The organism is Deinococcus arboris, from assembly GCF_009755355.1.
GTDB classification, from domain to species: domain Bacteria; phylum Deinococcota; class Deinococci; order Deinococcales; family Deinococcaceae; genus Deinococcus; species Deinococcus betulae.
Genome location: NZ_WQLB01000023.1, coordinates 51,204 through 75,744 on the forward strand (window position 1 = coordinate 51,204; position 24,541 = coordinate 75,744).

General features: G+C 66.1%; 19 protein-coding genes and 4 tRNA genes. 14 read left to right on the plus strand and 9 right to left on the minus strand.

Annotation, left to right across the window (positions count from 1 at the left end; genetic code table 11):
• Positions 1-91 precede the first annotated feature (91 nt).
• Positions 92-889, plus strand: a complete 798-nt coding sequence (locus GO986_RS15420; RefSeq protein WP_439648715.1) for a glutaminyl-peptide cyclotransferase — start codon at positions 92-94, stop codon at positions 887-889.
• A gap of 193 nt (positions 890-1,082) precedes the next feature.
• Here the strand turns inward: GO986_RS15420 and tmk are convergent, their stop codons facing one another.
• The gene (tmk, locus tag GO986_RS15425; RefSeq protein ID WP_369409409.1) at positions 1,083-1,739 is read right to left on the minus strand and encodes a dTMP kinase; all 657 of its coding nucleotides are present in this window, start codon (positions 1,737-1,739) and stop codon (positions 1,083-1,085) included.
• Positions 1,736-2,524: a Nif3-like dinuclear metal center hexameric protein gene (locus GO986_RS15430; RefSeq protein ID WP_198170715.1), complete on the minus strand. Its 789-nt coding sequence runs from the start codon at positions 2,522-2,524 to the stop codon at positions 1,736-1,738. Before GO986_RS15430 ends, tmk begins: the two co-directional genes overlap by 4 nt.
• Positions 2,525-2,789: 265 nt before the next feature.
• Here GO986_RS15430 and GO986_RS15435 point away from each other — a divergent pair, with 265 nt between their 5' ends.
• Positions 2,790-3,008, plus strand: coding sequence for a hypothetical protein (locus tag GO986_RS15435; protein WP_369409410.1), 219 nt, complete (start codon positions 2,790-2,792; stop codon positions 3,006-3,008).
• A 254-nt stretch (positions 3,009-3,262) separates the two neighbouring features.
• Here GO986_RS15435 and mqnC read toward each other — a convergent pair whose 3' ends face one another.
• Entirely contained in the window at positions 3,263-4,441 is a 1,179-nt protein-coding gene (gene mqnC / locus GO986_RS15440) for a cyclic dehypoxanthinyl futalosine synthase (protein WP_157460198.1), read from the minus strand.
• A 230-nt stretch (positions 4,442-4,671) separates the two neighbouring features.
• On the opposite strand from mqnC, the gene gnd reads away from it, so the two are divergent.
• The 3 genes from gnd to GO986_RS15455 all read left to right on the plus strand — a co-directional run bounded on the left by gnd (position 4,672) and on the right by GO986_RS15455 (position 8,420).
• The gene (gene gnd, locus GO986_RS15445) at positions 4,672-5,748 is read left to right on the plus strand and encodes a phosphogluconate dehydrogenase (NAD(+)-dependent, decarboxylating) (protein ID WP_157460199.1); all 1,077 of its coding nucleotides are present in this window, start codon (positions 4,672-4,674) and stop codon (positions 5,746-5,748) included.
• Positions 5,749-5,905: 157 nt separating this feature from the next.
• Positions 5,906-7,465 (plus strand): glucose-6-phosphate dehydrogenase, encoded by a 1,560-nt coding sequence (gene zwf / locus GO986_RS15450; protein WP_232337837.1) that lies wholly within the window; start codon positions 5,906-5,908, stop codon positions 7,463-7,465.
• A gap of 10 nt (positions 7,466-7,475) precedes the next feature.
• Positions 7,476-8,420: a glucose-6-phosphate dehydrogenase assembly protein OpcA gene (locus GO986_RS15455; protein WP_157460200.1), complete on the plus strand. Its 945-nt coding sequence runs from the start codon at positions 7,476-7,478 to the stop codon at positions 8,418-8,420.
• Between the two features lie 214 nt (positions 8,421-8,634).
• Here the strand turns inward: GO986_RS15455 and hemA are convergent, their stop codons facing one another.
• From hemA to rraA, 4 genes are all read right to left on the minus strand, one after another.
• Complete coding sequence (gene hemA / locus GO986_RS15460) at positions 8,635-9,720, minus strand: glutamyl-tRNA reductase (protein WP_369409412.1); 1,086 nt, start codon at positions 9,718-9,720, stop codon at positions 8,635-8,637.
• Positions 9,717-10,274 (minus strand): precorrin-2 dehydrogenase/sirohydrochlorin ferrochelatase family protein, encoded by a 558-nt coding sequence (locus tag GO986_RS15465; RefSeq protein WP_369409413.1) that lies wholly within the window; start codon positions 10,272-10,274, stop codon positions 9,717-9,719. Before GO986_RS15465 ends, hemA begins: the two co-directional genes overlap by 4 nt.
• A 137-nt stretch (positions 10,275-10,411) precedes the next feature.
• A complete protein-coding gene (locus GO986_RS15470) occupies positions 10,412-11,425 on the minus strand; it encodes a 4Fe-4S dicluster domain-containing protein (RefSeq protein WP_157460201.1) in 1,014 nt (337 codons plus the stop codon).
• A 173-nt stretch (positions 11,426-11,598) separates the two neighbouring features.
• Positions 11,599-12,108, minus strand: coding sequence for a ribonuclease E activity regulator RraA (rraA, locus tag GO986_RS15475; RefSeq protein ID WP_157460202.1), 510 nt, complete (start codon positions 12,106-12,108; stop codon positions 11,599-11,601).
• A 486-nt stretch (positions 12,109-12,594) separates the two neighbouring features.
• Here rraA and GO986_RS15480 point away from each other — a divergent pair, with 486 nt between their 5' ends.
• The 5 genes from GO986_RS15480 to GO986_RS15500 all read left to right on the plus strand — a co-directional run bounded on the left by GO986_RS15480 (position 12,595) and on the right by GO986_RS15500 (position 19,720).
• The gene (locus GO986_RS15480; RefSeq protein WP_157460203.1) at positions 12,595-13,572 is read left to right on the plus strand and encodes a LacI family DNA-binding transcriptional regulator; all 978 of its coding nucleotides are present in this window, start codon (positions 12,595-12,597) and stop codon (positions 13,570-13,572) included.
• Positions 13,569-14,804: an ABC transporter substrate-binding protein gene (locus GO986_RS15485; RefSeq protein WP_157460204.1), complete on the plus strand. Its 1,236-nt coding sequence runs from the start codon at positions 13,569-13,571 to the stop codon at positions 14,802-14,804. The genes GO986_RS15480 and GO986_RS15485 overlap by 4 nt, the downstream gene beginning before the upstream one ends.
• 189 nt (positions 14,805-14,993) lie before the next feature.
• Entirely contained in the window at positions 14,994-16,091 is a 1,098-nt protein-coding gene (locus GO986_RS15490) for a carbohydrate ABC transporter permease (protein ID WP_157460205.1), read from the plus strand.
• Positions 16,088-17,623 (plus strand): carbohydrate ABC transporter permease, encoded by a 1,536-nt coding sequence (locus GO986_RS15495; RefSeq protein WP_157460206.1) that lies wholly within the window; start codon positions 16,088-16,090, stop codon positions 17,621-17,623. The genes GO986_RS15490 and GO986_RS15495 overlap by 4 nt, the downstream gene beginning before the upstream one ends.
• Before the next feature lie 204 nt (positions 17,624-17,827).
• Positions 17,828-19,720 (plus strand): amylo-alpha-1,6-glucosidase, encoded by a 1,893-nt coding sequence (locus tag GO986_RS15500; protein WP_157460207.1) that lies wholly within the window; start codon positions 17,828-17,830, stop codon positions 19,718-19,720.
• A gap of 223 nt (positions 19,721-19,943) precedes the next feature.
• Here the strand turns inward: GO986_RS15500 and GO986_RS15505 are convergent, their stop codons facing one another.
• Together GO986_RS15505 and GO986_RS15510 are read right to left on the minus strand one after the other, a co-directional pair.
• Entirely contained in the window at positions 19,944-21,809 is a 1,866-nt protein-coding gene (locus GO986_RS15505) for an ABC transporter ATP-binding protein (protein WP_157460208.1), read from the minus strand.
• The gene (locus GO986_RS15510; RefSeq protein ID WP_198170717.1) at positions 21,806-23,728 is read right to left on the minus strand and encodes an ABC transporter ATP-binding protein; all 1,923 of its coding nucleotides are present in this window, start codon (positions 23,726-23,728) and stop codon (positions 21,806-21,808) included. The genes GO986_RS15505 and GO986_RS15510 overlap by 4 nt, the downstream gene beginning before the upstream one ends.
• A 314-nt stretch (positions 23,729-24,042) precedes the next feature.
• On the opposite strand from GO986_RS15510, the gene GO986_RS15515 reads away from it, so the two are divergent.
• The 4 genes from GO986_RS15515 (at position 24,043) to GO986_RS15530 (ending at position 24,383) form a co-directional block, all read left to right on the plus strand.
• A tRNA-Thr gene (locus GO986_RS15515) sits at positions 24,043-24,118 on the plus strand.
• Positions 24,119-24,132: 14 nt separating this feature from the next.
• Positions 24,133-24,218 (plus strand) — tRNA-Tyr (locus tag GO986_RS15520).
• A gap of 7 nt (positions 24,219-24,225) precedes the next feature.
• Positions 24,226-24,298, plus strand: a tRNA-Gly gene (locus GO986_RS15525).
• A gap of 10 nt (positions 24,299-24,308) precedes the next feature.
• Positions 24,309-24,383, plus strand: a tRNA-Thr gene (locus GO986_RS15530).
• Positions 24,384-24,541 lie beyond the last annotated feature (158 nt).

Genomic DNA, 24,541 nt, shown 5'->3' on the forward strand with positions numbered 1-24,541 from the left:
GTTTTCCCTCGCAGGCCGGGCGCCCGGCGACTACCATAAGGGCGTGCGCCTGCTCCGCTTTGCCCCGCTGCTGACCCTGCTGACCGTGCCCCTGACTGCCGCCCTGACCTCCCAGACCACTGCGCCCACCCTGACCCCCACCGTCACGGCACGCTACGCCCATGACCGCGCCGCCTTTACCCAGGGGCTTCAGTACCTGGGAAGCGGCGTGTACCTGGAAAGCACCGGCCAGGTGAGCCAGTCCGGCGTGCGCCGGGTGGACCTGAAAAGCGGCAAGGTGCTGGCGCAGGTCGCCACCCCTCTGGGCAGCGCTTTTGGCGAGGGCGTGGCGGTGCTGGGCGGCGCGGCCTATCACTTGACCTGGCAAGACGGCGTGGCCTTTACCTTTGACGCGCAGACCCTGAAAGAAACCGGGCGTTACCGCTACAGCGGCGAGGGCTGGGGCCTGACCACCGACGGCAAGGCGCTGATTATGAGTAACGGCAGCGCCGCGCTGACCTGGCGTGACCCAAAGACCTTTCAGGTTAGGCGCACCCTTCAGGTCACTGACCAGGGCCAACCGGTGCGCAACCTCAACGAACTGGAATACGTTCAGGGCAGCATCTACGCCAACATCTGGCTGACCGACCGCATCGCCCGCATTGACCCCCAGACCGGGCGCGTGACCGCCTGGCTGAGCGTGGCCGACCTGACCCGCGAGGCCAGCACCGCCGCCACGCGCAGCGGCCGTCCCCTGACGTTTGACGATGTGCCCAACGGCATCGCCTACGTGCCCGAACGCGGCACCCTGCTCCTGACCGGCAAGCGCTGGGGGCTGATGTTTGAGGTCAAGGTGCCGGGCGTAAAACCGGAGACCGGGCTCAGTGGCCGGGCGGCGCCCAGAAAATAAAAAATAAGGCCGGCGTCTGCGTAACGGAGAGAAAGAACATGACTGGAAGCGCCAGCGCTGCCAGGCACCTCCGGGTTCAGTAGGTCAGTGGGGTTGAATGGCGTTGGGTCGCGTCCAGCCAGCGCGCGTCATAACCAGCGGGTGAAGTACAGAGGCGTGCTGCGAGGTCCCTCAAACAGCACGCCCTCAGGAGCTATAGGTTCTGCTCTGCGACAAGCGGCGCCCCGCCGTCGCCTAGTCGGCCTGAAACGGCTGCCCAGATGGCCGCGTCCAGTTCGTCTTCAGACTGGGTGGCGTCCAGCACCAGAAAGCGCGCAGGGTCAGCGGCGGCCAGTGCCAGGAAGCCTCCCCGCACCCGCTGATGAAACCCCAGGTCGGCCTGTTCCAGCCGGTCAGGCTGGCCCCGGCGAGCAGCGCGGGCCAGTCCCAGAGCCGGGTCCAGGTCCAGCAGCACGGTCAGGTCGGGGGTCAGGCCACCCGTGGCGGCGGCAGTGATGCTGGCCAGCAGCGGCGCGGGCAGCCCCCGTCCGGCGCCCTGGTAGGCCAGGCTGGAATCGGCGTAGCGGTCGCACACCACGACCTCTGCGCGGGCCAGCGCCGGGCGCACCACCTGGGCGACCAGTTGCGCGCGACTGGCCGAATACAGCAGAAATTCTGGCAGGGGGTCCATGCTCAGGGCCGGGTCCAGCAGCACCTCGCGCACCCGCGTGCCCAGAGGGGTGCCGCCCGGTTCGCGTGTGACGGTGTGGGCTCGCCCCGCCGCCGTAAGGCGCCGCGTCAGCCGCGCCAGCTGGGTACTTTTGCCCGCCCCCTCCGGCCCCTCAAAACTGAGGAAGAAGCCTGGCCTCACAGCCCGGTGGGATGGTGCAGGAACTGCCAGGGCAGGCCAAATTCGTCTTCCAGGCGGGCGGCCAGGGCGCGCACCCCAAAGACCTCGGTTTCGTAGTGGCCAGCGTAGACCACATTTACGCCGTACTCAAAGGCGTCGTGAAAATGCTTGTGCTCGGGCTCGCCGGTCAGGAGGGTGTCCAGGCCCGCCGCAGCCGCTTCGGGGATGCTGCCGGCGCCGCTGCCGCTCAGTACACCCAGACGGCGCACGGTGGGCGAGCGCCCGCCCCCGTGGACCAGGCAGATTTCGCCGGTCAACTTCTGCACGCGGTCGGCAAAATCCTGCAGGGTCTGCTCAAACGGCAGCTCGCCGGCCAGGCCAATCTTGCCGCCGGCCCACTCACCAAACGGCTGGGTGTGTTGCAGGCTCAGGGCGCGCGCCATCATGGTGTTGTTGCCCACTTCGGGGTGGGCGTCCAGGGGAATGTGGGCGGCGTAGACGTTCAGGTCGGCCATCAGGGCGGTGCGCACCCGCTCCCGGTGCGGCCCGGTGATCGGCAGCGGCTGGCCCCAGAACAGGCCGTGGTGGGCAATCAGCAGGTCGGCGCCGCTGTCGGCCGCATGTTGCAGGGTCTTGAGACTGGTGTCCACACTGACGGCCACCCGGCGAATCTGCTCGGTGCCTTCAATTTGCAGGCCGTTGAGGCTGGGGTCTTTGAACGCGCCGATGTTCAGGTACTCGCCCAGCCAGCGCACCAACTGGTCGCGGGGCACCTCGCCGCGCGTGGGAGAAGAAGGAAGCGACATAACCGCCATTCTAGAGCCGTCTGGTAACGGCTGGCCCAGAGAACAGCAATCAGAGGATTCATTGCCAGAGACGCGCTCGGTAAGGGATGACAGGCCAAGCTGAGAGCTGCCCAGTCTCTCCACCTCACTCTCATGCTGACCGGCTGTTCAATTCCAGATGCACGAATCATCAATATGGCGTATGAAAAACGTCATAGACACGGCTTATGCTGGGCCTATGAGCATCACCCGTCATTTCAGCGATACGCGGACGGAGACAGGCCGCGTGAGAATTCTTCTGCGCGCCGGTCTGGTTCTGCTGAACGCTGAAGGCGCTGGGTGGCACCACAGCAGTCAGCATGCCTCTTTGCAGGACGCTGCCCTGGAACTGGCCATGCTGCCTCAGCTCGGCGCCGACCTGTATGCCTGCGCCCTGAGTGATCTTGAGGAGCAACTTGCCAAAGAGGGCGCTGCACCCGACGAACCCTTCTGGGGCGCGGCTTGAGCCAGCGACGATAGCCCCCACGCCAGCCGCCTCCCTATTGGTGTAAGTCAGGCGTGGGACCACTCAGTTGCGGGCAGGGTGCTTTGGCCTAAAAGACTGCTGACTTCAGGCAGGTCCTCAGGACTCGTCCACACGCTGGAAGGAACGGGATACTCCTTCCAGCGCAACTCACCGCCTGGACCATGACAGCGAGACGCAAGCCTGAGGCGGTGAACCTCCCCTGACTTCACGGGACCATCGACTTTGCCCTGTTGTCAGGACGCGGCGCCCACCGCCCGCTCGGCTTCGGGGTTCTGCTCGGTGCGGTTCAGGGCGGCGTCTACATCAGGCCAGGCGATGATCTGAAAGCGGCTGTTGCGAATGGCCGGGGTAAAGCCCGCGTCCACCGCGATGCGAATCAATTCGCGCACGGTGGCGCTGTGCCGGCCGTGCCCGCCCGCCGCCGAGACCACATTTTCTTCCAGCATGGTGCTGCCGAGGTCGTTGGCGCCGTAATACAGCGCGGCTTGCGCCACCTTGAAACCCTGCGCGGGCCACGACGCCTGAATGTTGGGCACGTTGTCCAGGGCGATGCGGGCAATCGCCAGCTGCTCCAGGTACTCGTGGGCGGTGGCGCCCGGCGCCTTGCCGTGCAGGCGGGTGTGCTCGGTTTGCAGCGTCCACATGGCAAATCCCGAAAACCCATTGCCGCCGTAGTCGCGCAGGGCCCGGTCCTGCTGCTCCCGGATTTTGAGCAGATGGGCGGTGCGCTGGGCGTAGGTTTCACCAAAGCCAATCACCATCGTGGCAATGGTATACAGCCCCTTGCGCTGCGCGGCGTCAATGATTCGGAACCAGTCGGCCGAGCGGATGCGTGCCGGGGCAGCTTTAGCCCGCACTTCATCCTCCAGAATCTCGCCGCCCGCACCCGGCAGGCCGTCCAGCCCGGCGTCAATCAGGGTGTCGAGCAGATCGTCCAGAGACAGACCAAAGCTCTTTTCCATGAACAGCACTTCTTCCGGGGAAAAGGCGTCAATGCGGATGGTGGGGTGGTGCGCCTTGACGTGGCGCAGCAGGCCTGTGTAGTAGTCCAGACCCAGCTCCGGGTTCACGCCGCCCTGCAAGAGGATGCGGGTGCCGCCCACCGCCTCCAGTTCTCGGATTTTGGCGCTGATCTCTTCATAATCCAGCGTGTAGCTGTCTTTCTGGCGCCGGGTGCGGTAAAAAGCGCAGAAGTTGCAGCCCACGTTGCAGACATTGGTGTAGTTGATGTTCCGGTCAATCAGGAACGTCACCGTCTGCGGGTCGCGCCGGGTCAGGCGCAGGTGATGGGCCGCCGCCGCCACCTCGGGCAGCGGCAGGCCGTACAGCGCCTCTATCTCGGGGGCCGACAGCCGCTCGCCGCTGGCGGCCTTGTCGAGCAGTTCGGAACCGGTCAGGGCGCAGGCGCTCATATGGCGAGCGTAGCACCGAGCCGGGGTGGCATTCGTCCACAGAGGGGCAAAGGTGCTGGAGCACTCGGGAGGAAAGCCCCGACCTCTCCCCTTTCACCCCAGGTTTCGGTTCGGGGCAGGCCTGCAAATGCGGCACGTATAGTGCAGGGCGGAAAAGACCCGGCGCTGGAAGCGGTTCTCTGTGTCTCCAGCTGCTGCGGCTTCGGCGCCGTGGTCTGGGAGGGCACGCTATGAAAATCGGCATGATTGGGCTGGGCAAGATGGGCGGCAACATGGTGCTGCGCCTGACAGGCGGCGGCATTGAGGTCACCGGCTTTGACCGCAACCCCGACAGCGTGGCGCAGATTGAGGCGCAGGGGGCGCGCGGCGCCCGCAGCATGGACGAGCTGATCGCGGCCCTGGGCGAGCCCGGCACGCGGGCGGTGTGGGTCATGGTGCCCGCCGGACAGATTACCCAGAGCGTGATTGACGACCTGGCCAGCCGCCTGGCCCCCGGCGACATCATCATTGACGGCGGCAACAGCAACTACAAAGACACCATGAAGCGGGCCGAGGAACTGGCGACGCGCGGCCTGCATTTTGTGGATGTGGGGACTTCTGGGGGCGTGTGGGGTCTGAAAGAAGGCTACGCCATGATGATTGGCGGGGCCGAAGAAGCCGTCGAGCGCCTGCGCCCGGTCTTTGAGGTGCTGGCGCCCGCCGCCGAGCGGGGCTGGGGCCGCATGGGGCCGGCGGGCAGCGGCCACTACGTCAAGATGGTTCATAACGGCATCGAGTACGGCATGATGCAGGCCTACGCCGAGGGCTTTGAGCTGATGAAGGCCCACCAGACGTTCGGGCTGGACATGGCCCAGATTGCCGAGCTGTGGCGCCACGGTAGCGTCGTGCGGTCCTGGCTGCTGGACCTGACCGCCGAGGCCCTGAACAACAACGCCGACTTCGAGCAGCTGTCCGACTACGTGGCCGACAGCGGCGAGGGCCGCTGGACGATCATTGATTCCATTGAGCTGGGCGTGCCCACCCCCGTCATCACCCTGGCGACCCAGATGCGCTTTCGCAGCCAGCAGGAGGTCAGCTACGCGGGTCAGATGCTCTCGGCCATGCGCCGCGCGTTCGGCGGGCACGCCGTCAAGACCATCGAGGCGCCACGTCAGGAAGGCCTGGTGCCCGAAGTCGCCCCCGGCGACCACCCCAAGGTGGCGGCTCCCGAGAACATCGGTCAGGCGGTCAGCACCGGTGAGGGCAGCGCCGCCGAGCAGCTGGGCGAAACCGGGCAGCAGCGCGTGAAGGGTGACAGTGAGTCCTAAAAAAGCGGAGAAGGCCGGGCAGGGCACGGGGCCAGCCAGGGCCAAGTCGGCAAGCAAAAAAGCCGTGGCTCCGGCCGAGGTCAGCCGCGCGGTGAGCCGCAAGCGCGCCGCGCAGAAGGTCGGGGTGGCCGACGCGGCCCCCGAGGCCGAGACGCCGCTGCGCCCACCGCCCCCAGCGGGCGCCCCCGGCGCCGACGGCACCAATCCCTTCCGGGCCGTGATGCGCCGCAGCCGCGCCCCCGAGCCGGCCACGCTGGTCATCTTTGGGGCCACCGGCGACCTCGCGCGGCGCAAGCTGCTGCCCGCCGTGTTTGGGCTGTGGCAGGACGGCCTGCTGGGCAGCGCCTTTAACATCGTCGGCATCGGCCGGCAGGAGATGGACGACGAGGGCTTCAAGGACTTCGTGCTGGCGGCCCTGAAGGAAAGCAAGGAAACCGACACCCCGCAGCCGGGCAGCCTGGAAAAATTCCGCGACCTCCTGTACTACGAGTTCGGGGACTTTGGGGGCGATGAGGTCTACGGGCTGATTGACAAGGAACTCAACCGCGCGCAGAACGACCACGGTGGCCGCAAGAACGCGCTGTTCTACCTGTCCACGCCGCCCAGCCTCTTTGAGCCCATCAGCAACGGGCTGGGCCGCCTGGGCCTGGCCGACGAGTCAGAAGGTTGGCGCCGCCTGGTCATCGAGAAACCCTTTGGGCGCGACCTAGCCTCGGCCCGCGAGCTGAACGACGCCATCCACCGCGTCTGGGACGAGTCGCAGGTCTACCGCATTGACCATTATCTGGGCAAGGAAACGGTGCAGAACCTGATGGCGATTCGCTTCGGCAACGCCATTTTCGAGCCGCTGTGGAACCGGGGCTACGTGGATCACGTCCAGATTACAGCCGCCGAGGATCTGGGGCTGGAAGGCCGCGCAGGCTACTACGAGGAAGCCGGGGTGGTGCGCGACATGCTGCAAAACCACCTGATGCAGCTGTTTGCCCTGACGGCGATGGAACCGCCCGCCGCCTTTGACGCCGACGCCATCCGTGACGAGAAGGTCAAGGTGCTACGGGCCGTCAAGCCCATCCCCGACTCGCGCGTGCCGGAAGTCGCCGTGCGCGGTCAGTACGGCCCCGGCACCCTGTACGGCGAGACGGTCCCTGGTTACCGCGAAGAACCGAATGTCAAAGACGGCAGCGTGACCCCGACCTACGTAGCCGTGAAACTGGAGGTGGACAACTGGCGCTGGCAGGGGGTGCCGTTTTTCCTGCGCACCGGTAAGCGGCTGCCCAAGAAGGTCACCGAAATCGCTGTGGTCTTCAAAAGTCCGCCGCTGGGCATCTTTCCGGGTGGCCTGGAGCGCAATGTGCTGGCCTTCCGCATTCAGCCCGACGAGGGCGTGAGCCTCAAGTTCTCCAGCAAGACACCTGGGCAGGAGATGGTGCTGCGCGAGGTCGTCATGGACTTCCGCTATGACGCTTTCGGGGCGCAACTCGAAAGCCCGTATTCGCGGCTGCTGCTGGACGCCATGCTGGGAGACGCCACACTGTTTCCCCGCGAGGACGAGGTGGACCGCGCCTGGCAGATTGTCAGCGGCATCCTGAATGTGTGGGACGCGCCGCCCACGCGGAAGAAAGACGCCCCCAGCTTTCCCAACTACACCGCTGGCACCTGGGGGCCCGACGAGGCCGACGACCTGATGGGCAAAGACCGTCGCTGGCGGCGCCTATGAGCGCGGGGGGCTGCCGGTGACCGCTGGCCCCAGCACCCTAGGCCCCGTGGACACCACGGTGCGCAAGGCCCAGACCACCCTGGACGAGCTGTGGACGGCCACCCGCGTCGAAACGCGGGCTTACACGGGCAACATCATCGCCCTAACAGTTAAAAAGCATCTGCGCCGGGTGCAAGAAGCGCTGGCGGGCCTGGAAGGGCGCTACGCGGGCCGCCAGATCATTGGCGTGATGGACGGCGGAGGCGACCTGATGGTGCAGGCCAGTCTGGTGCCGCAGCAGGGCGGGCTGTACGTGGAGCGCCTGACCCTGGAAGCCAACCAGGCCCAGCTTCAGGGTGCCATTCTGCCCCTGATTCGGCCAGCCACCGTCAATCATGTGTGGTGGGGCGCCGACCGCCGCCCCGGCGGGCCGCTGCTGGCCGAACTGACCGAGATGGCCGATCAGGTGATTGTGGACAGCCTGACACTGGACATGGCGCCGTCGCGGCACTACGCCCTGGCCGACCTGGGCTGGAGCCGCTCGGCCGGCTGGCGCGAGGCGCTGGCCCAGGTGTTCGACACCCCTGACGCCGCGCGGCAGCTGCCACGTGTGACGGGCATGACCGTGCAGCACGCCGGAAAAAAAGACCTGCCGGCCCGGTTGTTTGCCGGTTTTGTGGCCGACACGCTGGGCTGGCGCGACCTGCGTGGCGTGACCTTCCAGTCGGCCCGCTGTGGCCGCGAAAACGGCGACCTGTGCGGCATAGAGCTGCGCGGCGAAGGTCTGAACATTGCCCTGAGCGCTGCGGACGGCGACCTGGTTCGTGTTGAGGCGCAGTGGGACGACGTGCGCCGGGACACTGAGGTGACGGTGCCCCCCATGAGTCTGGCCCAGGGCCTGGCCCGCGTGATGGCCCGCCCCGAACGCGGCGAGGTCTTTGAGCACGCCTGGGCGCTGGCCAAAGAGACGTTGTAACCGGGAAGTGGGGTGGGGAGAAAGCGTTTTGGCTGGCTCTCTACGGCTGGGTTAATCCTGGAAGATGGTTGAAAGATTGTGCACGAAGGGCCAAAAGAGGGCCGCCTGAAGTCTGTCGGCGGCCCTCTCTTCTTCTGCCTAGTTCAAGGAAAGCGCAGCCAACCTCTCTGCCGTTGCTTTTCCCACTCCCCACACCCTACTTCCTACAACCCCTTCAGTCGCTCGCCAGGGCCAGGTCACGTAACCTGGCCTGACGGGTCAGATGCCAGCGGCTCAGGTCGGCGGCGGCGTCCCGCACGATGGCCTGGGCATGCGGCAGCGCGGCGCGGCGGCTGGCCATGTTGCGGGCCACGATGCCGGTCAGGTCGTCCAGATTGTGCAGGTGCGCGCCGGGTACCCCCGCAATGTCCGGGTCCAGAATGCGCGGCACGCTGATGTCAATCAGGAACATGGGCCGCCCCGGACGCTGGCGCAGCGCGGCCTGCACGCCGTCCCCGTGCAGGACATAGTGCGGTGCGGCGCTGGAGGCAATCAGCACGTCGGCTTCGGGCAGAACCTCGTGCAGGTATTCGGCGGCGCAGGCGCGGCCTCCCAGTTTCTCAGCCAGCTGACGGGCGCGCTCGGCGGTGCGGTTCACCACGATCACGTCGTCCACGCCGGCGGCGCGCAGATGGGTCAGGGTCAGCTCGGCGGTCTCGCCGGCGCCCAGAATCAGGGCAGTGCGGCTCGCCAGTCCCCCCAGCGCGGCCTGCGCCAGTTCCACGGCGGCGCTGGACACACTGACGACCTTGTCGCTCATGCCGGTTTCAAAGCGCACGCGCTTACCCGCCGCCAGGGCGCCCTGCGCGACCTTATTGAGCGTCGTGCCTGTCAGGCCGCGCGCGCGGGCGTCCTGCCAGGCGCGTTTGACCTGGCCCTGAATCTGCGTTTCGCCAATGACGAGGCTGTCCAGGCCGGCGGCCACCCGGTACAGATGCGTGACCGCCGCCTCGCCCCGGTGGACATACAGGTGGCCGTCCAAGGCGTGGCCCCAGGCACCTTCAAAGGCGGCCAGCGGGTCGCCGGTCAGGCCCGCCAGATACACTTCTGTGCGGTTACAGGTGGCCAGCAGCATGACTTCCTGCGCGTGCCGGGCCAGGTGGGCCAGCAGCGGGCCTTCCTCGCCGGCCCGCACGGCAGCGCGCTCACGGACCTCGACCGGGGCCGTCTGGTGGTTGAGGCCCACCACGGCGATGTCCAGCGACTCTGGCAGCGGCAGGCCCGCCAGAAAGGTGCGGGCGGTGGGGCAGGTCAGGGTCACGCGGCCCCCAGAGCGCGGCTGATGTCGGCGCGCAGTGTGTCCAGGGCGGCGCGTTTGCGGTCGCCGGGGAGGGTCAGGGCGTCTTCCCGTTGCGCGGCCCAACCCTGCACCTGCGCCTCGGTGGGCAGCAGGTCCGCCACGCGGGCCGTCAGGGCCTGGGCCAACAAGGGCAATTCACGCCCGGTGGTGACCGCCACCTGCACACCCGCCTGCTGGGCCACGGCCGGGAACCGCAGGGTGCTGCGCGCCGCGTCGCCCGCATCGTTGACCAGCGTGCCCTGCGCGCGGGCGTCGCTCACCACCTGGGCATTGACCCCAGGCTGATCGGTGGCGGCCACCACCAGCGCTGCACCGGCCAGGTCGCCGCGCTGGTAGGCCCGGCGCTGAACCGTCAGCGGCAGCATGGCCAGCTCAGGCTGGACCACCGGCGCAATGACCTGCACCTCCAGGCCGGCTGACAGCAGGGCCTTCGTGCGGCGCAGGGCGACCGCGCCGCCACCCACCACAACGGCGCGTTGTCCGTGTAGGTCGAGAAAAGCCGCCAGCAAGCTCACGAGGGGTAGGATAGCGCGCGCTGACCGGGGCAGCCGTCCCCGACCGAGCGGTCGGACAGGACCGTGGGAGGGCGGGGAAGGAGAGTTTGGCCGGCGGCCCTCCTCACTCGCCCTGCGCTCTGCCCACCCCTTCCTTCCTACATCACCGTATCGCTCTCACGCAGCAGCAGGGGCGCGCGGAAGGCCGCCGGGCGCCAGTGGCTCTGGGCATGAATGGCCTGGGGGGGGCACGAATGCAGGCACGCCATACAGCCGGTACAGGCACTCAGGTTCAGCAGCAAATGCACACCGCCGTCGGGTTGCAGGTCGCGCGTGATGGCGTTGGTGGGGCACACGTTGGCGCATACCGGGCAGTCAATGCACTTCTCGTCCACCAGCGGGGCGGGCCACAGAATGGCGGCGTCTTCGGGCGGGGCGGGTTTGAGGCTGCGCGCCCGCCACACCCATTCCTGGGGCGTACGGTCCTCGGGCACGCTCCAGTCAATAAAGGGCAGGGGCTGGTCCGGGATGCTCTGGGCGACTTGCTGCTTGCCCGCGCGGAACAGGGCACCAAAGGCGCCGCGCCGCGAGACGGTCAAGGACCGCCCGGCGTCTTCAGGCTGGGCCGCGCGAATACTCACCTGTGCGGGCTGGCCAGTCGGCTCACGCAGGCGCTGGGCCTCGTCCAGCACCCGTTCCAGGCGGGCCGGCACGTCTGGGGCACCGACGGGACACTCGCCGCAGTCCCCGTGCAGCAGGGTCAAAGGCGTGCCCCAGGCCCCGGCTGCCGACAGCAGGGCCGGGGTCACGCGCCCCAGGCACGGCAGCGACGGTCCACCCGCGCCGCTGCGCGAACAGGTCAGGCTGGCGTCGGGGGTCGCGCGCCGGTCTGGGGCCTGCTGGTCTTTCACGCTTTGCAGCGCCGGTTCCAAGTTGTATTCCAGGGCGCCACTGGGGCACACCTGCACGCACAGGCCGCAGCCGGTGCACTTGGCCGGGTCAATCTGCACACTCTGGCCGACCATCCCCAGACTGATGGCGCCGTGCGGGCAGGTGGCGTGACAGGCGTCGCAGCCGCCCACCGCCTGGCGCTCCAGCAAGCAGCGGGGCGCGGTAAAGCGCGGCACGAGGTTCCCGGCTTCGTCCAGCCGGGCAAGGACACCTTCAAGCATGTGCGGAGTCTACGCGCGCGCGCGCCGGGGGACCGTGTCGTCTGTCCTTTGCGCCGGGTGACCGGCCGCGTAGGCACGGACCGTCCAGATCCTCACCCGGACCCTCTCTGGCTCCCCAGCCCAGGCCCAAGGCCCTGCTTGGAGGCGGCCAGGGTAAGGCACCTCCTCTCCCCTCACTCGCTTATAGCTGGCAGGACCAGAATGCCGTCTTCGTCGGCATACATCATGTCGCCGGGCTGGATGGTGACCCCCGCAAAGGTCACGGGGACGCCACGCTCTCCCTGCACTTGCTTGCCGCTTTTGCGGGGATGAGGGACCAGGGCGCGCACCCCCAGATTCAGGCGACGCAGTTCAGCGGTGTCGCGCACGCAGCCGTGCACAATGACGCCGGCCCAGCCGTTCTCAACCGCCAGTTCGCCCAGCAGCCCACCCAGCAGGGCGCAGTTAAGGCTGCCGCCGCCGTCCACGACCAGCACGCGGCCCTCGCCTGGGGTTTCCAGTTCGGCCCGCACCAGGGGGTTGTGGTCCTGAACACGCAGGGTCACGGCGGCGCCCACAAAACGGGGCCGCCCACCATATTCCGTAAAGACTGGCGCCAGCACGCGCGCCTGGGGATGTACGTCACTCAGGTCGGTGGTGGGAAGGTCCTGGGTGGGCAGGTCAGTGCTGGGCAGAAGGGTCATGCGTCAGTGAAACAGCCTGCGCTCTAACAGGCGTTTACTTCTTCAGGGACAACAGCTTTGTTGGGCTGGGAGTGAGGATGAGATGGGAAGGTTGTATGCGCCGCCAAGAGGTCAGTGGGCTGCCCCGCCCAGAGTCTCAATTGGTCTATTAACTGTTGCTTTCACCACTCAGGACAAATAAGTTTCCAAAGCTCCGCCCGGAATCCATTTATCTCCGCCCCTCTAACACGCCGTTTTCTGCGTCTGTTCAAATCGTTTTGCCTACGGCCGAGTCAGCGCTTCACTCCGCCCATTGCATAAGTGAGCCAGACTTGACAGCCGCGCCATCAGGAGTAGGATGGTTTTGTAACCGATTACATTTAACGTTTAGGCTGCCTTGCCTCCTCACCTCCACTATCTTTAGCCTGCTATTTTCTGTAACCGGTTACAAACACCCATTTCGTGCTCTATCCTCTTCCTTCCCCCAGGAGCCGCCAGAATCAGGCCATGACCCCCGCCACCCGCGCCACCATTGACGATATTGCCCGCGCAGCTGGTGTCAGCAAGGGCACCGTGAGCCGCGTGCTCAACGGCCACTCGACCGTTGCCGAGCGCACGCGGCAGCGCGTGCAGACAGTCATGGCACAGCTGGACTACACGCCTGACCCCGCCGCGCGGCACCTCAGCTGGCGCACCGGGCGCACGCTGGGCCTGTCACTGGACCGGGACGATCCCCTGCTTCATCCCTATCAGGTGCTGTTTCGCCGCGCCCTGGAAAGTCAGACAGCGCCGCAGGGGGTGCAACTGGTGGACCTGCGCGCCGACCTGACGCGTATGGCGCGGCTGCCCAGCGCCGTGCTGGTGCTGCACGCCCTGGACGGCGACCCCCGCCTGGAGTACCTGAAGGCTCAGGGCGTGCCCGCCGTTCTGATTGGGCATCAGCCAGGGGCCTTCTGGGTGGCGCCAGACGACGTGGGCGGCGCGCGGCTGGCCACCCAGCAGCTGACTGCGGCCGGGCACCGCCAGCTGGTTTACCTGGGCAGCGGCCCCAGCCAGGTGGCGCAGGACCGTGAATACGGCTGCCGGGACGCGGCCCGCGCCGCCGGGGCCACCCTGCACACCATTCCCAGCGATTTTTCGGTGCTGGGCGGCTACCGCGCGGTGCGACGGGCCTGGGAGGGCGGGCTGCGGTTTACCGGCCTGTTTGCCCAGAGCGACGAGAGCGCCGCCGGAGCCGTGGCCGCTCTGGACGACCTGGGGGTGCGGGTCCCTGAGGCCGTGAGCGTGGTGGGCTTTGACGGTCTGCCCGAACTGCCCATTCCGCTGACCCTGACCACCGTGGCGCAGGACATTCCCCGCATTGCCGCCACCGCCCTGACCCTGGTGCAGGAGGCCATTGCCGGCCGGCCGCCCAGGGGCGAATTCATTCCTGTACAGCTGATTCCCGGCGCGACCACCGCGCCAGTCCCCGGAGGGATGCCATGAACAAGACGCTCCTGCTCAGCCTCGCCGTTCTCGCTGCCAGTGCCGCCCAGACAGTGGCCGCCCAGACCACCATCAAGATCAACGGGTACGGCGGCACCGACCCCGCCGTCGTGGGCGACCTGATCAACCGCTTTGTGAAGCCGGCGCTGGCCAAAGACAAGATCACGGTGATCTACGAGCCGCTTCAGGGCGACTACAACAAGTCCCTGACCACCCTGCTGGCCGCTGGCAACGCGGGCGACGTGTTCTACCTGCCCGCCGAGACCATTGACGGCTTTGTGGCCACCGGCAAGGTGCTGCCCCTGAACGGCCTGGTCAGCACTGGCCCCTTTATCAAGAGCCTGAACACGGCCTTTACCAAGGGCGGCCGCCTGTACGGCGTGGCCAAGGATTTCAACACCCTGACCCTGGTGTATAACCGCGACCTGTTTGACGAGGCGGGCGTGGCTTACCCCAATAACAACGACACCTGGGCCACGCTGCAAACCAAGCTGACCACCCTGAAACAGAAACTGGGCGGCGACTACGCCGGGATTTGTCTGCAGCCCAACTGGGACCGCTTTGGCGCCTTTGCCTTTGCCACTGGCTGGCAGCAGTTTGACTCCAAGGGCAAGACCAATCTGGCCGACCCCCGGTTTGTGGAGGCTTTTAACTTCTACACCGGCCTGGCCCGCAACAAGGTGGGCATTCAGCCCAGCGAGGTCAGCGAAGGCTGGACCGGCGGCTGCCTGAAGTCCGGCAAGGTGGCGGTGGCCATTGAAGGCAACTGGGTCGTGAACTTCCTGCGCGACAACGCTCCCAACCTGAAATTCGGCACCGCCCTGATGCCCAAATACACCAAGACCGGCACGCGCGGCAACTTCCTGTACACCGTGGGCTGGGCTGTCAACAGCGGCACCAAGAACCGGCAGGCGGCCCTGAAGGTGCTGAACATCCTGACCAGCCCGCAGGTGCAGCAGTACGTGCTCGAACAGGGCCTGGCCATTCCCAGCCGCACCGCCCTGACCAGCAACGCCTACTTCAAGAAGACCGATCCTGGCGCCGTGAATAGCCGCCTGGTCTTTGACGGCGCCGACGACGGCAACGTGCGCGCCTTTACCTTCGGGCCGCAGGGCACCGACTGGGGCAAGCCCATTAATGAGGCCCTGGCCGCCGTGCTGAGCGGACAAAAGAGTGCCGCCGACGCCCTGAAAAAGGCGCAGGCGGACATGAACACCTTCCAGAACCGCTAGGCGCGCAGCCGGGTCGGGGCGGCCCACTGGCGGCTGGCCCCGACCCCCTTTGTTGTCCCCGGAGGCTCCTATGCCCACACCAGGCCAGAGCGTGTCCCGAAGCTGCCGGTCCGAACGGTCTTTTCCCCGCCTTGAAGCCATTGTCTCACACCACAACGTATTGGGAACGCCCCTGCCAGAGCGCCTGACATGAGACAGCGCTTCTCTCAGACGCCCACGGCGTACCTCTTTCTGGCGCCGTTTCTGGTGACCACGGCCGTCTTTTTCTTCTACGCCTTTGGGCGCGCGGTGTACTACTCGTTTACCGATTTCAACCTGTTCAACACGCCGCAACTGATTGGGGTGAAACCCTACGCGGACGTGCTGGGCGATCCTTCGTTTCGCCGGGCACTGGGCAACAGCCTGGTCTTCGCCGTGCTGACCACCACCCTGCAAACCGTGGGCGCGCTGCTGATGGCTGTCGCGCTAAACAACAAGATTCGCGGCATGGGCTTTTTCCGCTCGGCGTGGTACATGCCCAGCATCACCAGCAGCGTGGTCATCACCCTGATTTTCCTGTGGTTGTTTCAACGCCGGGGCATTGCCAACTACGTCATCACGCAGGCGCAGGCCTACGCGCCGCTGCTGCTGACCTTTCTGGGCGTACTGCTGGTTGCTCAGGTGGTGCAGGTGCTGCTGGAGCGGGCACGCCGCTTGCCCGCCGGCTGGTTTGATCCCGCGCTGGCCGCCGTCAGTGCCCTGGTCGCCCTGGCGGTCACAGCCGGGCTGGCCTGGGCTGGTGTGGTGGGCGTGCGCGAGGTGCCGCCCTTCGACTACCAGTATTTTGCCGACAAGTGGATTGAGGTGGGGGGCGTGCGGGTGCTGAGCATTCCGCTGCTGGTCGTGGTCATTCAGAACACCTTTACCACCATCCCCACCCTGATGCTGTTCTTCCTGGCGGGCCTGCAAAACATTCCCGGCGCGCTGTACGAGGCCGCCGACATCGACGGCGCAACCCCCTGGCAGAAGCTGACGCGCGTGACCGTGCCCATGCTGCGTCCCGTAACCTTTTACGTCATTACCGTGGGCCTGATCGGCACCATGCAGATGTTCGACCAGGTGGCGGTGATTGGCACAGCGGCGCCCGGTGACACCCTGATTACGCTGGCCTACTACGTCTACACCAACACCTTTAAGGCCGGGGCCGCGCCCGTGAACATGGCGTCGGCCGGGGCCATCATCCTGGCGCTGATTATCCTGGCGATGGTCTTCGTGCAGCGCCGCTTCTTCCCCTCGGAGGCCCAATGACCACCGCACTGCCCAGAGAAGATGTCCGGCAGACCGCCGCCGCGCGCGACCGCTGGCTGGCGCGGCGGCGCTGGGCGCGGGCGGGGTGGCTGTACGCCTTCATGCTGGTCATGAGCTTCTTCTTTCTGGGGCCCTTCGTGACCGGGCTGCTCAGTTCCATGAAGGACAACCCCAACGAGTACCCGCCCTCCCTGAACATTCCGCAGCTCTCGCCTCAGCTCATCCGCCGCGCATGGTCTTTGGGCGTGCAGGGCGGGGCCGACGGCTGGCAGGGCGGGCTGTTGCCGGGCCGCACCGTGACCTTTGAAGTCAGCGTGCAGTCCCCAGCGGGCGCGCCCCAGACCCCGCCCACCGTGGCGCTGTTTCCGTATCAGCCCGTGAGCTTGGTCGCCATTGGCCGTCAGGCCCAGGCGAAGGACTACGCCACCCTCAAGACCGAGGAGGTGGCCCAGCGCGGCGACACCCGCACCTACCGCGTCACGGTGCAGAGCCCGGTCCTGACCCGTCAGAAAGGCGAAGCGGTGCGCGCTGTTCTGGCCGCGCCCGAAGCCGACCTGCGCGCCCGGCTGCCCGGCGGTGAGGTGGTGCCTGTGGTGCTGGACACCCCCGAAGCCCAGGCCAGGCAGTACGAGCTCAGCGAGGGGCAAGCGGTGGAACTCGTGCGCGGCCCGGCCGGCTACGCCCTGCGCGGCCCCCTGTTCGAGCGCACGCCGCTGCAGGTGGACGTGCAGCGCGGTCAGAGCATCACCTCCAGCACCCTGCCGCCCAGTGACCGGCAGAACTTCGGGCGCTCGTTCGCCTACCGCAACATCACGCCCGGCGTTATCGGCTACACCTTCAACAACTACCGCCGTGCATTTAACGAAACCCGCGACAGCAAAACTGGTCAGAGCCTGTTTTTCAGCTGGGTGCTCAATTCGTTCCTGTACGCCTTCCTGCGCGTGGGGGCCGCCATCCTGTTCTGCTCGCTGGCAGGCTACGCCCTGGCCCGCATGACTTTTCCTGGCAAAGAGGCCATCTTCCTGGGCGCGGTGCTGTTCGTGCAGATGGTCCCCAGTCAGGTGAATCTGGTCAGCAATTACGTGCTGCTCAAGGACCTGAACCTGCTGAATATCTGGGGTTTGTGGCTGAGCGGCCTGGTGGCAGCGGGCGGCGTCTTCCTCATGAAGCAGTTTTTTGAAGGCATGCCGCGCGAGCTAGAAGAGTCAGCTGCCATTGACGGCGCGGGCACCTTCACCACCTTCTTCCGGGTCATGCTGCCGCAGGCGGGGCCCGCGCTGATTGCCCTGGCGATCACCCAGTTCCAGGGCGCCTGGAACGACTTTTTCTGGCCACTGGTGCTGCTGCGCGAGAACACCAGTTTTACGCTGACGGTGGGCCTCTCCAACTTCCGCGAACTCTACGGCGGCCAGGGGGACTACGGCCTGATCCTGGCCGGCGCCGTGCTGAGCGCCATTCCGGTCATCATCCTGTTTGTGGTGTTCCAGCGCTATTTCGTGGACACCGGAGCCGACAGTGCTGTGAAGGGTTGAGATGTACGCCCAAGCGCTTCAAAAAGGAAATACGCCCGTACAGACGTATCTCCAGAGAGCGTCAGGGATTCGAACCCTTGTGGACAGCCCTTCCGGTTGTCAGAGAACTTCCCACCTTCAGCCACTCTGTCAAGCGCTCCTCCCTCGCCATAGCCTGGGCGCCTCAGGTGCCTCCTTTCCTTTTCTCCTGTTCCAAGGATTCACATGCTCAACACCCGCACGGTTCTCAAGGACAACGACCTCTATCTGGTGGGAGACGCCCACTACGCCGTGGCGCAGGGCGAAAGTGGCCTGTACCGCCGCGACACCCGCGTGCTCTCGCGCTACGAGTGGCGGCTGGATGGAGAACCCCCCCAGCCCCTGATGCAGCAGGAGCGCGCCCCGTTCTGGCTGCACGAACAGAGCGCCAACGCCAACGTGGGCTACACCATGAAGGTGGGCCTGGGCCGCGACCTTCAGGTGACGGCCACCGAACTGCGCGACACCTTGCGGGTCACCCGTTACCGGGACGGGGGTCCCCACGAGCTGAAGCTCTTTCTCGCCGCCGACTATCTGGATATGTTCGAGGTGCGCGGCTGGCCCGGCGAATTGGGCACGCGAGATGTGCAGGTGACCCCTACCCCGAACGGCGTCACCTTCGAGTATATGGCGGGCGACGGCCTGCGCGGTCAAACCGTCGTGCAGACCAGCCCCCCGGCCAGCTGGGACGGCGAAGCACTGGTCTGGACGCTGACCGAGGAGATCACGGAGCTGCGGGTCAGCGTCTTTCCCCTGCAAGGCGAGGAGGTTCCTACCCCCGGCGATCCCGAAGCCCGGCTGACCGACTACGCCGCGCTGCGGGCTGACCTGCGCACCCGCGTCATCCTGGCCGACCCCGAGGACCAGCGCGTGCTGGAACGCAGCGTGGCCGATCTGCACAGCCTCAGCTTTGCCACTGAATTCGGGGCCTTTCCGGCGGCGGGACTGCCGTGGTTTGTGGCCCCCTTTGGCCGCGACTCCATGCTCATGGCGCTGATGGTGCACCGTTACCTGCCCGCACTCGCCAAGACCGTGGTGCGCTATCTGGCCGCCCACCAGGGCCAGCGCCACGACCCCATCACCCTGGAGCAGCCCGGCAAGATTCTGCATGAGTTGCGTGTGGGCGAGTTGACCCGCCTGGGCCGCACCCCTCACCGCCCCTACTACGCCACCGCCGACGCCACGCCACTGTTCGTGTGGTTGGTGGGCGAGCTGGCCCAGACTGACCCCGCCCTGGCACAGGACCTGCGCCCACACTGGGAAGCTGCCCTGCACTGGTGCCTGACCGACGGTGACCCCGACGGCGACGGCTTTCTGGAATACACCCCTGACCCCAACGGCATTACCAATGCGGTCTGGAAAGACAGCGGCGACTCCACCTTTACCGCAGAAGGCGTGGATGTCAGTGGGCATGTGGCAGTGGTGGAGGTGCAGGGCTATGCCTACGCCGCCTACCGCGCCGCCGCCGCCATGTACCGCACACTGGGCGAGGCCACGCTGGCCGGCGAGTGGGACACCCGCGCCGGGGAGCTTCAGGCGGCCTTTCAGCAGGCCTTCTGGTGGCCTGAACGCGGCACCTACGTCCACGGCCTGAACGGCGACAAGCAGCCCCTGCGGGTGCTGGTCAGCAACGCGGCCCATACCCTGTGCACCGGCATCAGTGCGCCCGAATACGCCGCACAGGTCGCCCGCACGGTTCTGGGGCCAGAACTCTGGAGCGGCTGGGGCCTTCGCACCCTGGGCACGCAGGAGCCGCGCTACAACCCGGTGTCGTATCACAACGGCAGCGTGTGGCCCCACGACACGGCGCTGGCGGCGCTGGGCCTGGCCCGCACCGGTCTGCACGCCGAAGCCCATCAGGTCACCCGCGCCCTCTTTGACGCTGCCCGCGCGGCCCCAGACGCCCGCCTGAGCGAACTGTTTGCGGGCTTTCCCCGTGAAGGCGACTTGCCCCCCGTCCCCTATCCCGCCGCCTGCCACCCGCAGGGCTGGGACGCCGCCATTCCGCTGGCGCTGTGGCCCCTGCTGGAAGAGGGGCAAGCGGAAGCGCCGCAAGCAGAGGTCGTCTCGCTGGCTTGAGAGAAAGGCAAATTGGGAGGCTCCATCCAATTTGCGGATGGAGCCTTCACACTTACGATGCTGGGCAAGCTGCGCTTGCCACCCCCCACCCCAACCCTCCCCCACAAGGAGGGAGGGAGAAAAACATTACGGCCGGCGCGCTCCATTTCCCGTGTACTGCCTCCCGCCAACCGCACCCCCCTCTTTTCCCACTCCCCACAACCCACTTCCTACACCCCCCACTTCAATCCGCTGCATCCCCCTGCGCGTACTGAAGCCGGTGCAATCTGGCGTAATAGCCGCCCTTGTCCAGCAGCTGGCGGTGGCTGCCCTGCTCCACGATGCGGCCCTTGCGCATCACGACAATGCGGTCACAGTGCTCGATGGTGCTGAGGCGGTGGGCGATGATGATGCTGGTGCGGCCCCGCATGACCTTTTCCAGGGCGGCCTGAATGCGCAGCTCGGTTTCGGTGTCCACGTTGGCGGTGGCCTCGTCCAGTACGAGCAGGATGTCCGGGTTCTGGATCAGGGCGCGGGCGAAAGCCAGCAGCTGCTTCTGGCCTGTGCTCAGGGTGGCGCCACGTTCACGCACCTCGGTCTGATAGCCGTGTTCCAGGCCCAGAATGTAGTCGTGAACGCCCACGTACTTACAGGCTTCCACCACACGCTCATGGGGAATCTCGGGGTTGTTCAGGGTCAGGTTGCTCTCGATGGTCCCGGCAAACAGGAACACGTCCTGCAGCACCACGCCCACATGACGGCGCAGGTCGTACTGGGCCAGGTCGCGCACGTTCACGCCGTCCACTTTCACAGCGCCGCGCTGCACGTCGTAAAAGCGGCTGACCAGGGCCGTCACGCTGGTCTTCCCTGCGCCAGTGGCGCCCACCAGGGCCACGCTCTCGCCAGGGGCAATGCTCAGGTCAATGCCGCGCAGAATCCAGCGGTCGTCGGTGTCGGCGGCCTGCGCCGTCACACTCTGGTCGTAGGCAAACCACACGCCTTCAAAATCCACCCGGCCTTCAAAGTTGGGCAGCGTTTTTGCATCCGGCTTGTCCACGATGGCTTCCTCGGTGTCCAGCACGCCAAAGATGCGCTCGCTGGACGCCATCGCCGCCTGAAGGTTGTTGAACACGTCGGCCAGGTCCTGAATCGGCTGGAACAGTTGCTGCGACAGCTGCACGAAGGCAAACAATGTTCCCACCGTGATCGCCCCGGCCACAGCGCCGCTGGCATCCACGCCCAGAATCTGACGGGCGGCGAAGTACAGGATCAGCGCCACAGCCACCTGCCCCAGCACCGCCACCACCGGCATGAACAGCGAGAACCAGCCCACCGAATTCACGTTGGCGGTCAGCAGGGCGCGGTTACTCAGGTTGAAATCCAGGGCGCTGCGCTTCTGGCGGCCAAACAGCTGGGTGGTCAGCATCCCCGTGATGTTCTCGTTCAGCTTGCTGTTCACGATGGCCTGCTGAGTGCGCGTTTCGCGGAAGGCGTCGCGCAGCTTGGCCCGGAAGTAATTGGTGGTGACAAACAGCACCGGCAGCACCGTGAAGGAAATCAGCGCCAGGCGCCAGTTCACGCTGAGCATCACGATGACGTACACCACGATGATAAAGCTGCTCTGAATCAGGCTGACCAGGCCGCCGGTAATGAACTGGTTGATGGCGTCCACGTCGCTGGTCACGCGGGTAATCAGGCGCCCCACCGGGTTCTGGTCAAAGTACGCCAGGTGCAGGCGCTGCAATTTGCTGAACACGTCGGCGCGGATGTCGCGCAGCACGTTCTGGCCCAGATACCCAATGGCCAGAATGAAGCCGTATTGCAGCGCGAATTCCAGCACCTTCAAGCCCATGTAGCCAAAGGCCGTCAGGGTGAGGCCGCTGAGCAGCGCCTCGCGGTTGCCCCGCCCCTGGGCCACAGGCGAGAGGTAGGCGTCAATTGCGTGGCGCTGAATGAGTGCGAACAGCGGCGAGGCCAGCGAGATCAGCAGGGCCAGCACCACCCCGCCGATCACCAGCCCCAGGTAGGGCCGCACATAATGCAGGATGCGCCGGGTCAGCTGGGCGTCAAAGCCCTTCTGGTAGGCGTCGGTCGCGTCGGGGCGGGTCATCGGGTCACCTTCTGTTCCAGGCCATTTTTTTCCAGAGCCGTGGCGGCCGTCTCCGGGTCAGCCACCGCCTCGTCTTCATTGTCCAGGTCACTCGCCAGGCGCTGTAGCCGCTCCAGCTGGGCGTAATGGCCGTTCCTCGCCAGCAGCTCGTCGTGACTGCCCTGCTCAACCACGCGGCCCCCGTCCAGCACCACGATCTGGTCGGCGTGGCGCAGGGTGCTGACGCGGTGGGCCACCAGAATCACGGTGCGGCCCTGGCTGACCTCGCGCAGACCGTCCAGAATGCGCCGCTCGGTCTCGGTATCCACGGCGCTCAGCGAGTCGTCCAGAATCAGGATGCGCGGCTCTCTGACAATCGCGCGGGCGATGGCGGTGCGCTGACGCTGCCCACCCGACAGGGTGACGCCGCGTTCACCCAGCATGGTGTCAAAGCCCTGCGGAAAGTCCTGCACGTCGTCCAGCAGGCCGGCCAGGCGGGCAGCCTCGCGTACGCGGGCTGGGTCGGGGGTCTGGGGAATGTCCTCAGGCGGCGGGGCGCCCACCACGCTGACTCCCGTGGGCACGTCCGGCAGGTCACGCGCCTCAATGCCAAACCCGATGTTGTTGGCAATCGTGTCGCTAAACAAGAAGGGTTCCTGCGGCACCACGCTGATCGCGTCGCGTAGCGTGGCCAGCGGAATCACCCGCAGCTCGTGGCCATCAATCTTCACTTGCCCACTTGTGGGGTCCATCGCGCGGGTCAGCAGCTGCCCCAGGACAGTCTTGCCGCTGCCGGTGGGACCAGTGATGCCCAGGAAAGTGCCGGCTGGAATCTGCAGGTTTACGTCGTCCAGCACCGTGGTCTGCCCGTAGCGCAGGGTCACGTTCTGAAAGGTCACGTCGCCGTGGAGGTCGCGGATGCGTCCGTCGGTGCGCCCACTCTGGTCCCGGACCAGCGGCTGGGCGTCGAACATCTCTCTCAGGCGCAGCCAAGAGGCCATACCACGCTGAATGATGCCGGTAATCCAGCCGATCATCAGCATGGGAAAGGTCAGGCGTTCCAGCGTCCCCACAAACTGCACGAACATCCCCACAGTAAAGGTGCTGCCCGGTTCCAGAATCAGGCGGCCCCCCATCAGCAGAATCAGGCCGAAGGCCAGGCCCAGCAGCAGGCTCATAAAGGAGCGCAGCGGCCCGTCCACTTTCGTCAGGGCGATGTTGCGCCGCAGCAGTTCGAGGTTCATGGCGCGGTAGTCCTGAATCTCGCGGTCCTCAATGGCGTAGCCCTTGACCACGCGCGCGCCGCTGAAGTTTTCCTGAGCGCGGGCCGAAATCAGAGAGTTCTGTTCCTGCGCCAGCCGGTGGCGCTCGTTAATCTGCCGCGCCAGGTAGGTCAAGACCCCCACGATCACCGGCACGATCGCCACCACGATCAGGGTCAACTGCCAGCTCAGGCTGAACATCACGGTGAAAGCCGACAGAAAGCCGGACACGATGTTCACGATCTGCCAGGCGCCAAAGCCCAGCATTTCGCGCACGGCGCTGAGGTCGCCGGTCAGGCGGTTCATCAGGTCACCCGTGCGGGCGCGGTCGTAATACGGTTTGTCCAGCGTTTGCAGGTGGGCAAACAGGTCGCGCCGAATCTCGTATTCGCTCTGGCGTGACGCCACCACAATCTGGCGGCGCATCACCAGCATAAAAAAGCCGGCGGTCGTGGCGGCCACGACAATTCCCAGGGCATAGAAAGCCGCCGTTCCCAGCGTGATGCCGGGCGTGGCGGGGTTCGCGTCCACCTGGCCCGTCAGGCCGTCAATCGTGAGGCGAATCAGGTAAAAGGGCAGCAGGTTGACGGACGTGGCAATCACCACGGCCACCAGCCCGATGAGGTACTGGCGCGTGTGCAGGCGCATGTACGGCCACAGCGAGCGGAAACTGTCCAAAGGGGCCTCCCAGGGGGCGGGCAAGAGGGGTGAGGTGCAGCGGTGGTCTGTCAGAGTGCCTTTTCAGCACCCGTGCGCGGGTCAGAATACGCCTCCTCGCCAGGCCCCAAATGCGCCACATGGCGCATATCGCCGCTGGCTCTGCAAACGCTCAAGGCGGCGCTCAGGAGCCGGCCCCGCTCTGGCCCCGCACCCCGATTGACACCATTAGGGGGCGGTGCTACTATTCCCAGCCGGAAGTGATTGCGCAGCAAGCGCGAAAACTTCCGCACTCAGAGGCCGAACATTCGTTCCACACTTCTGTCAGGGACGGTGCCACCCTAGCTCAACTGGTAGAGCACCCGACTTGTAATCGGAAGGTTGGGAGTTCGATTCTCCTGGGTGGCTCCAAAAGCGAGAAGGATGGGTAGGTGGCCGAGTGGTTAAAGGCGACAGACTGTAAATCTGTTCACGTACGTGTACGGCGGTTCGAATCCGCCCCTGCCCACCACGTTCACGCGGGAGTAGCTCAGTTGGTAGAGCGTCAGCTTCCCAAGCTGAATGTCGCGAGTTCGAGTCTCGTTTCCCGCTTTTCTCTTTCGCTTCTGTAGCTCAGTGGTAGAGCACTCCCTTGGTAAGGGAGAGGTCGTCGGTTCAATCCCGACCAGAAGCTCCAACATCCTCGGCGTGTCCTGCTTTTACGTGGGACGCGCCGAAAGCTCTGCAGGGCCGTGAGAACTCTGAGCATCTGCTCTTTGCGTTTGCGCGGGGCCCCTGTACACTGTCAAGGCTTGCCTGCTCTCCGGCGGGCAGTCCCAAACCAGGAGGACACAC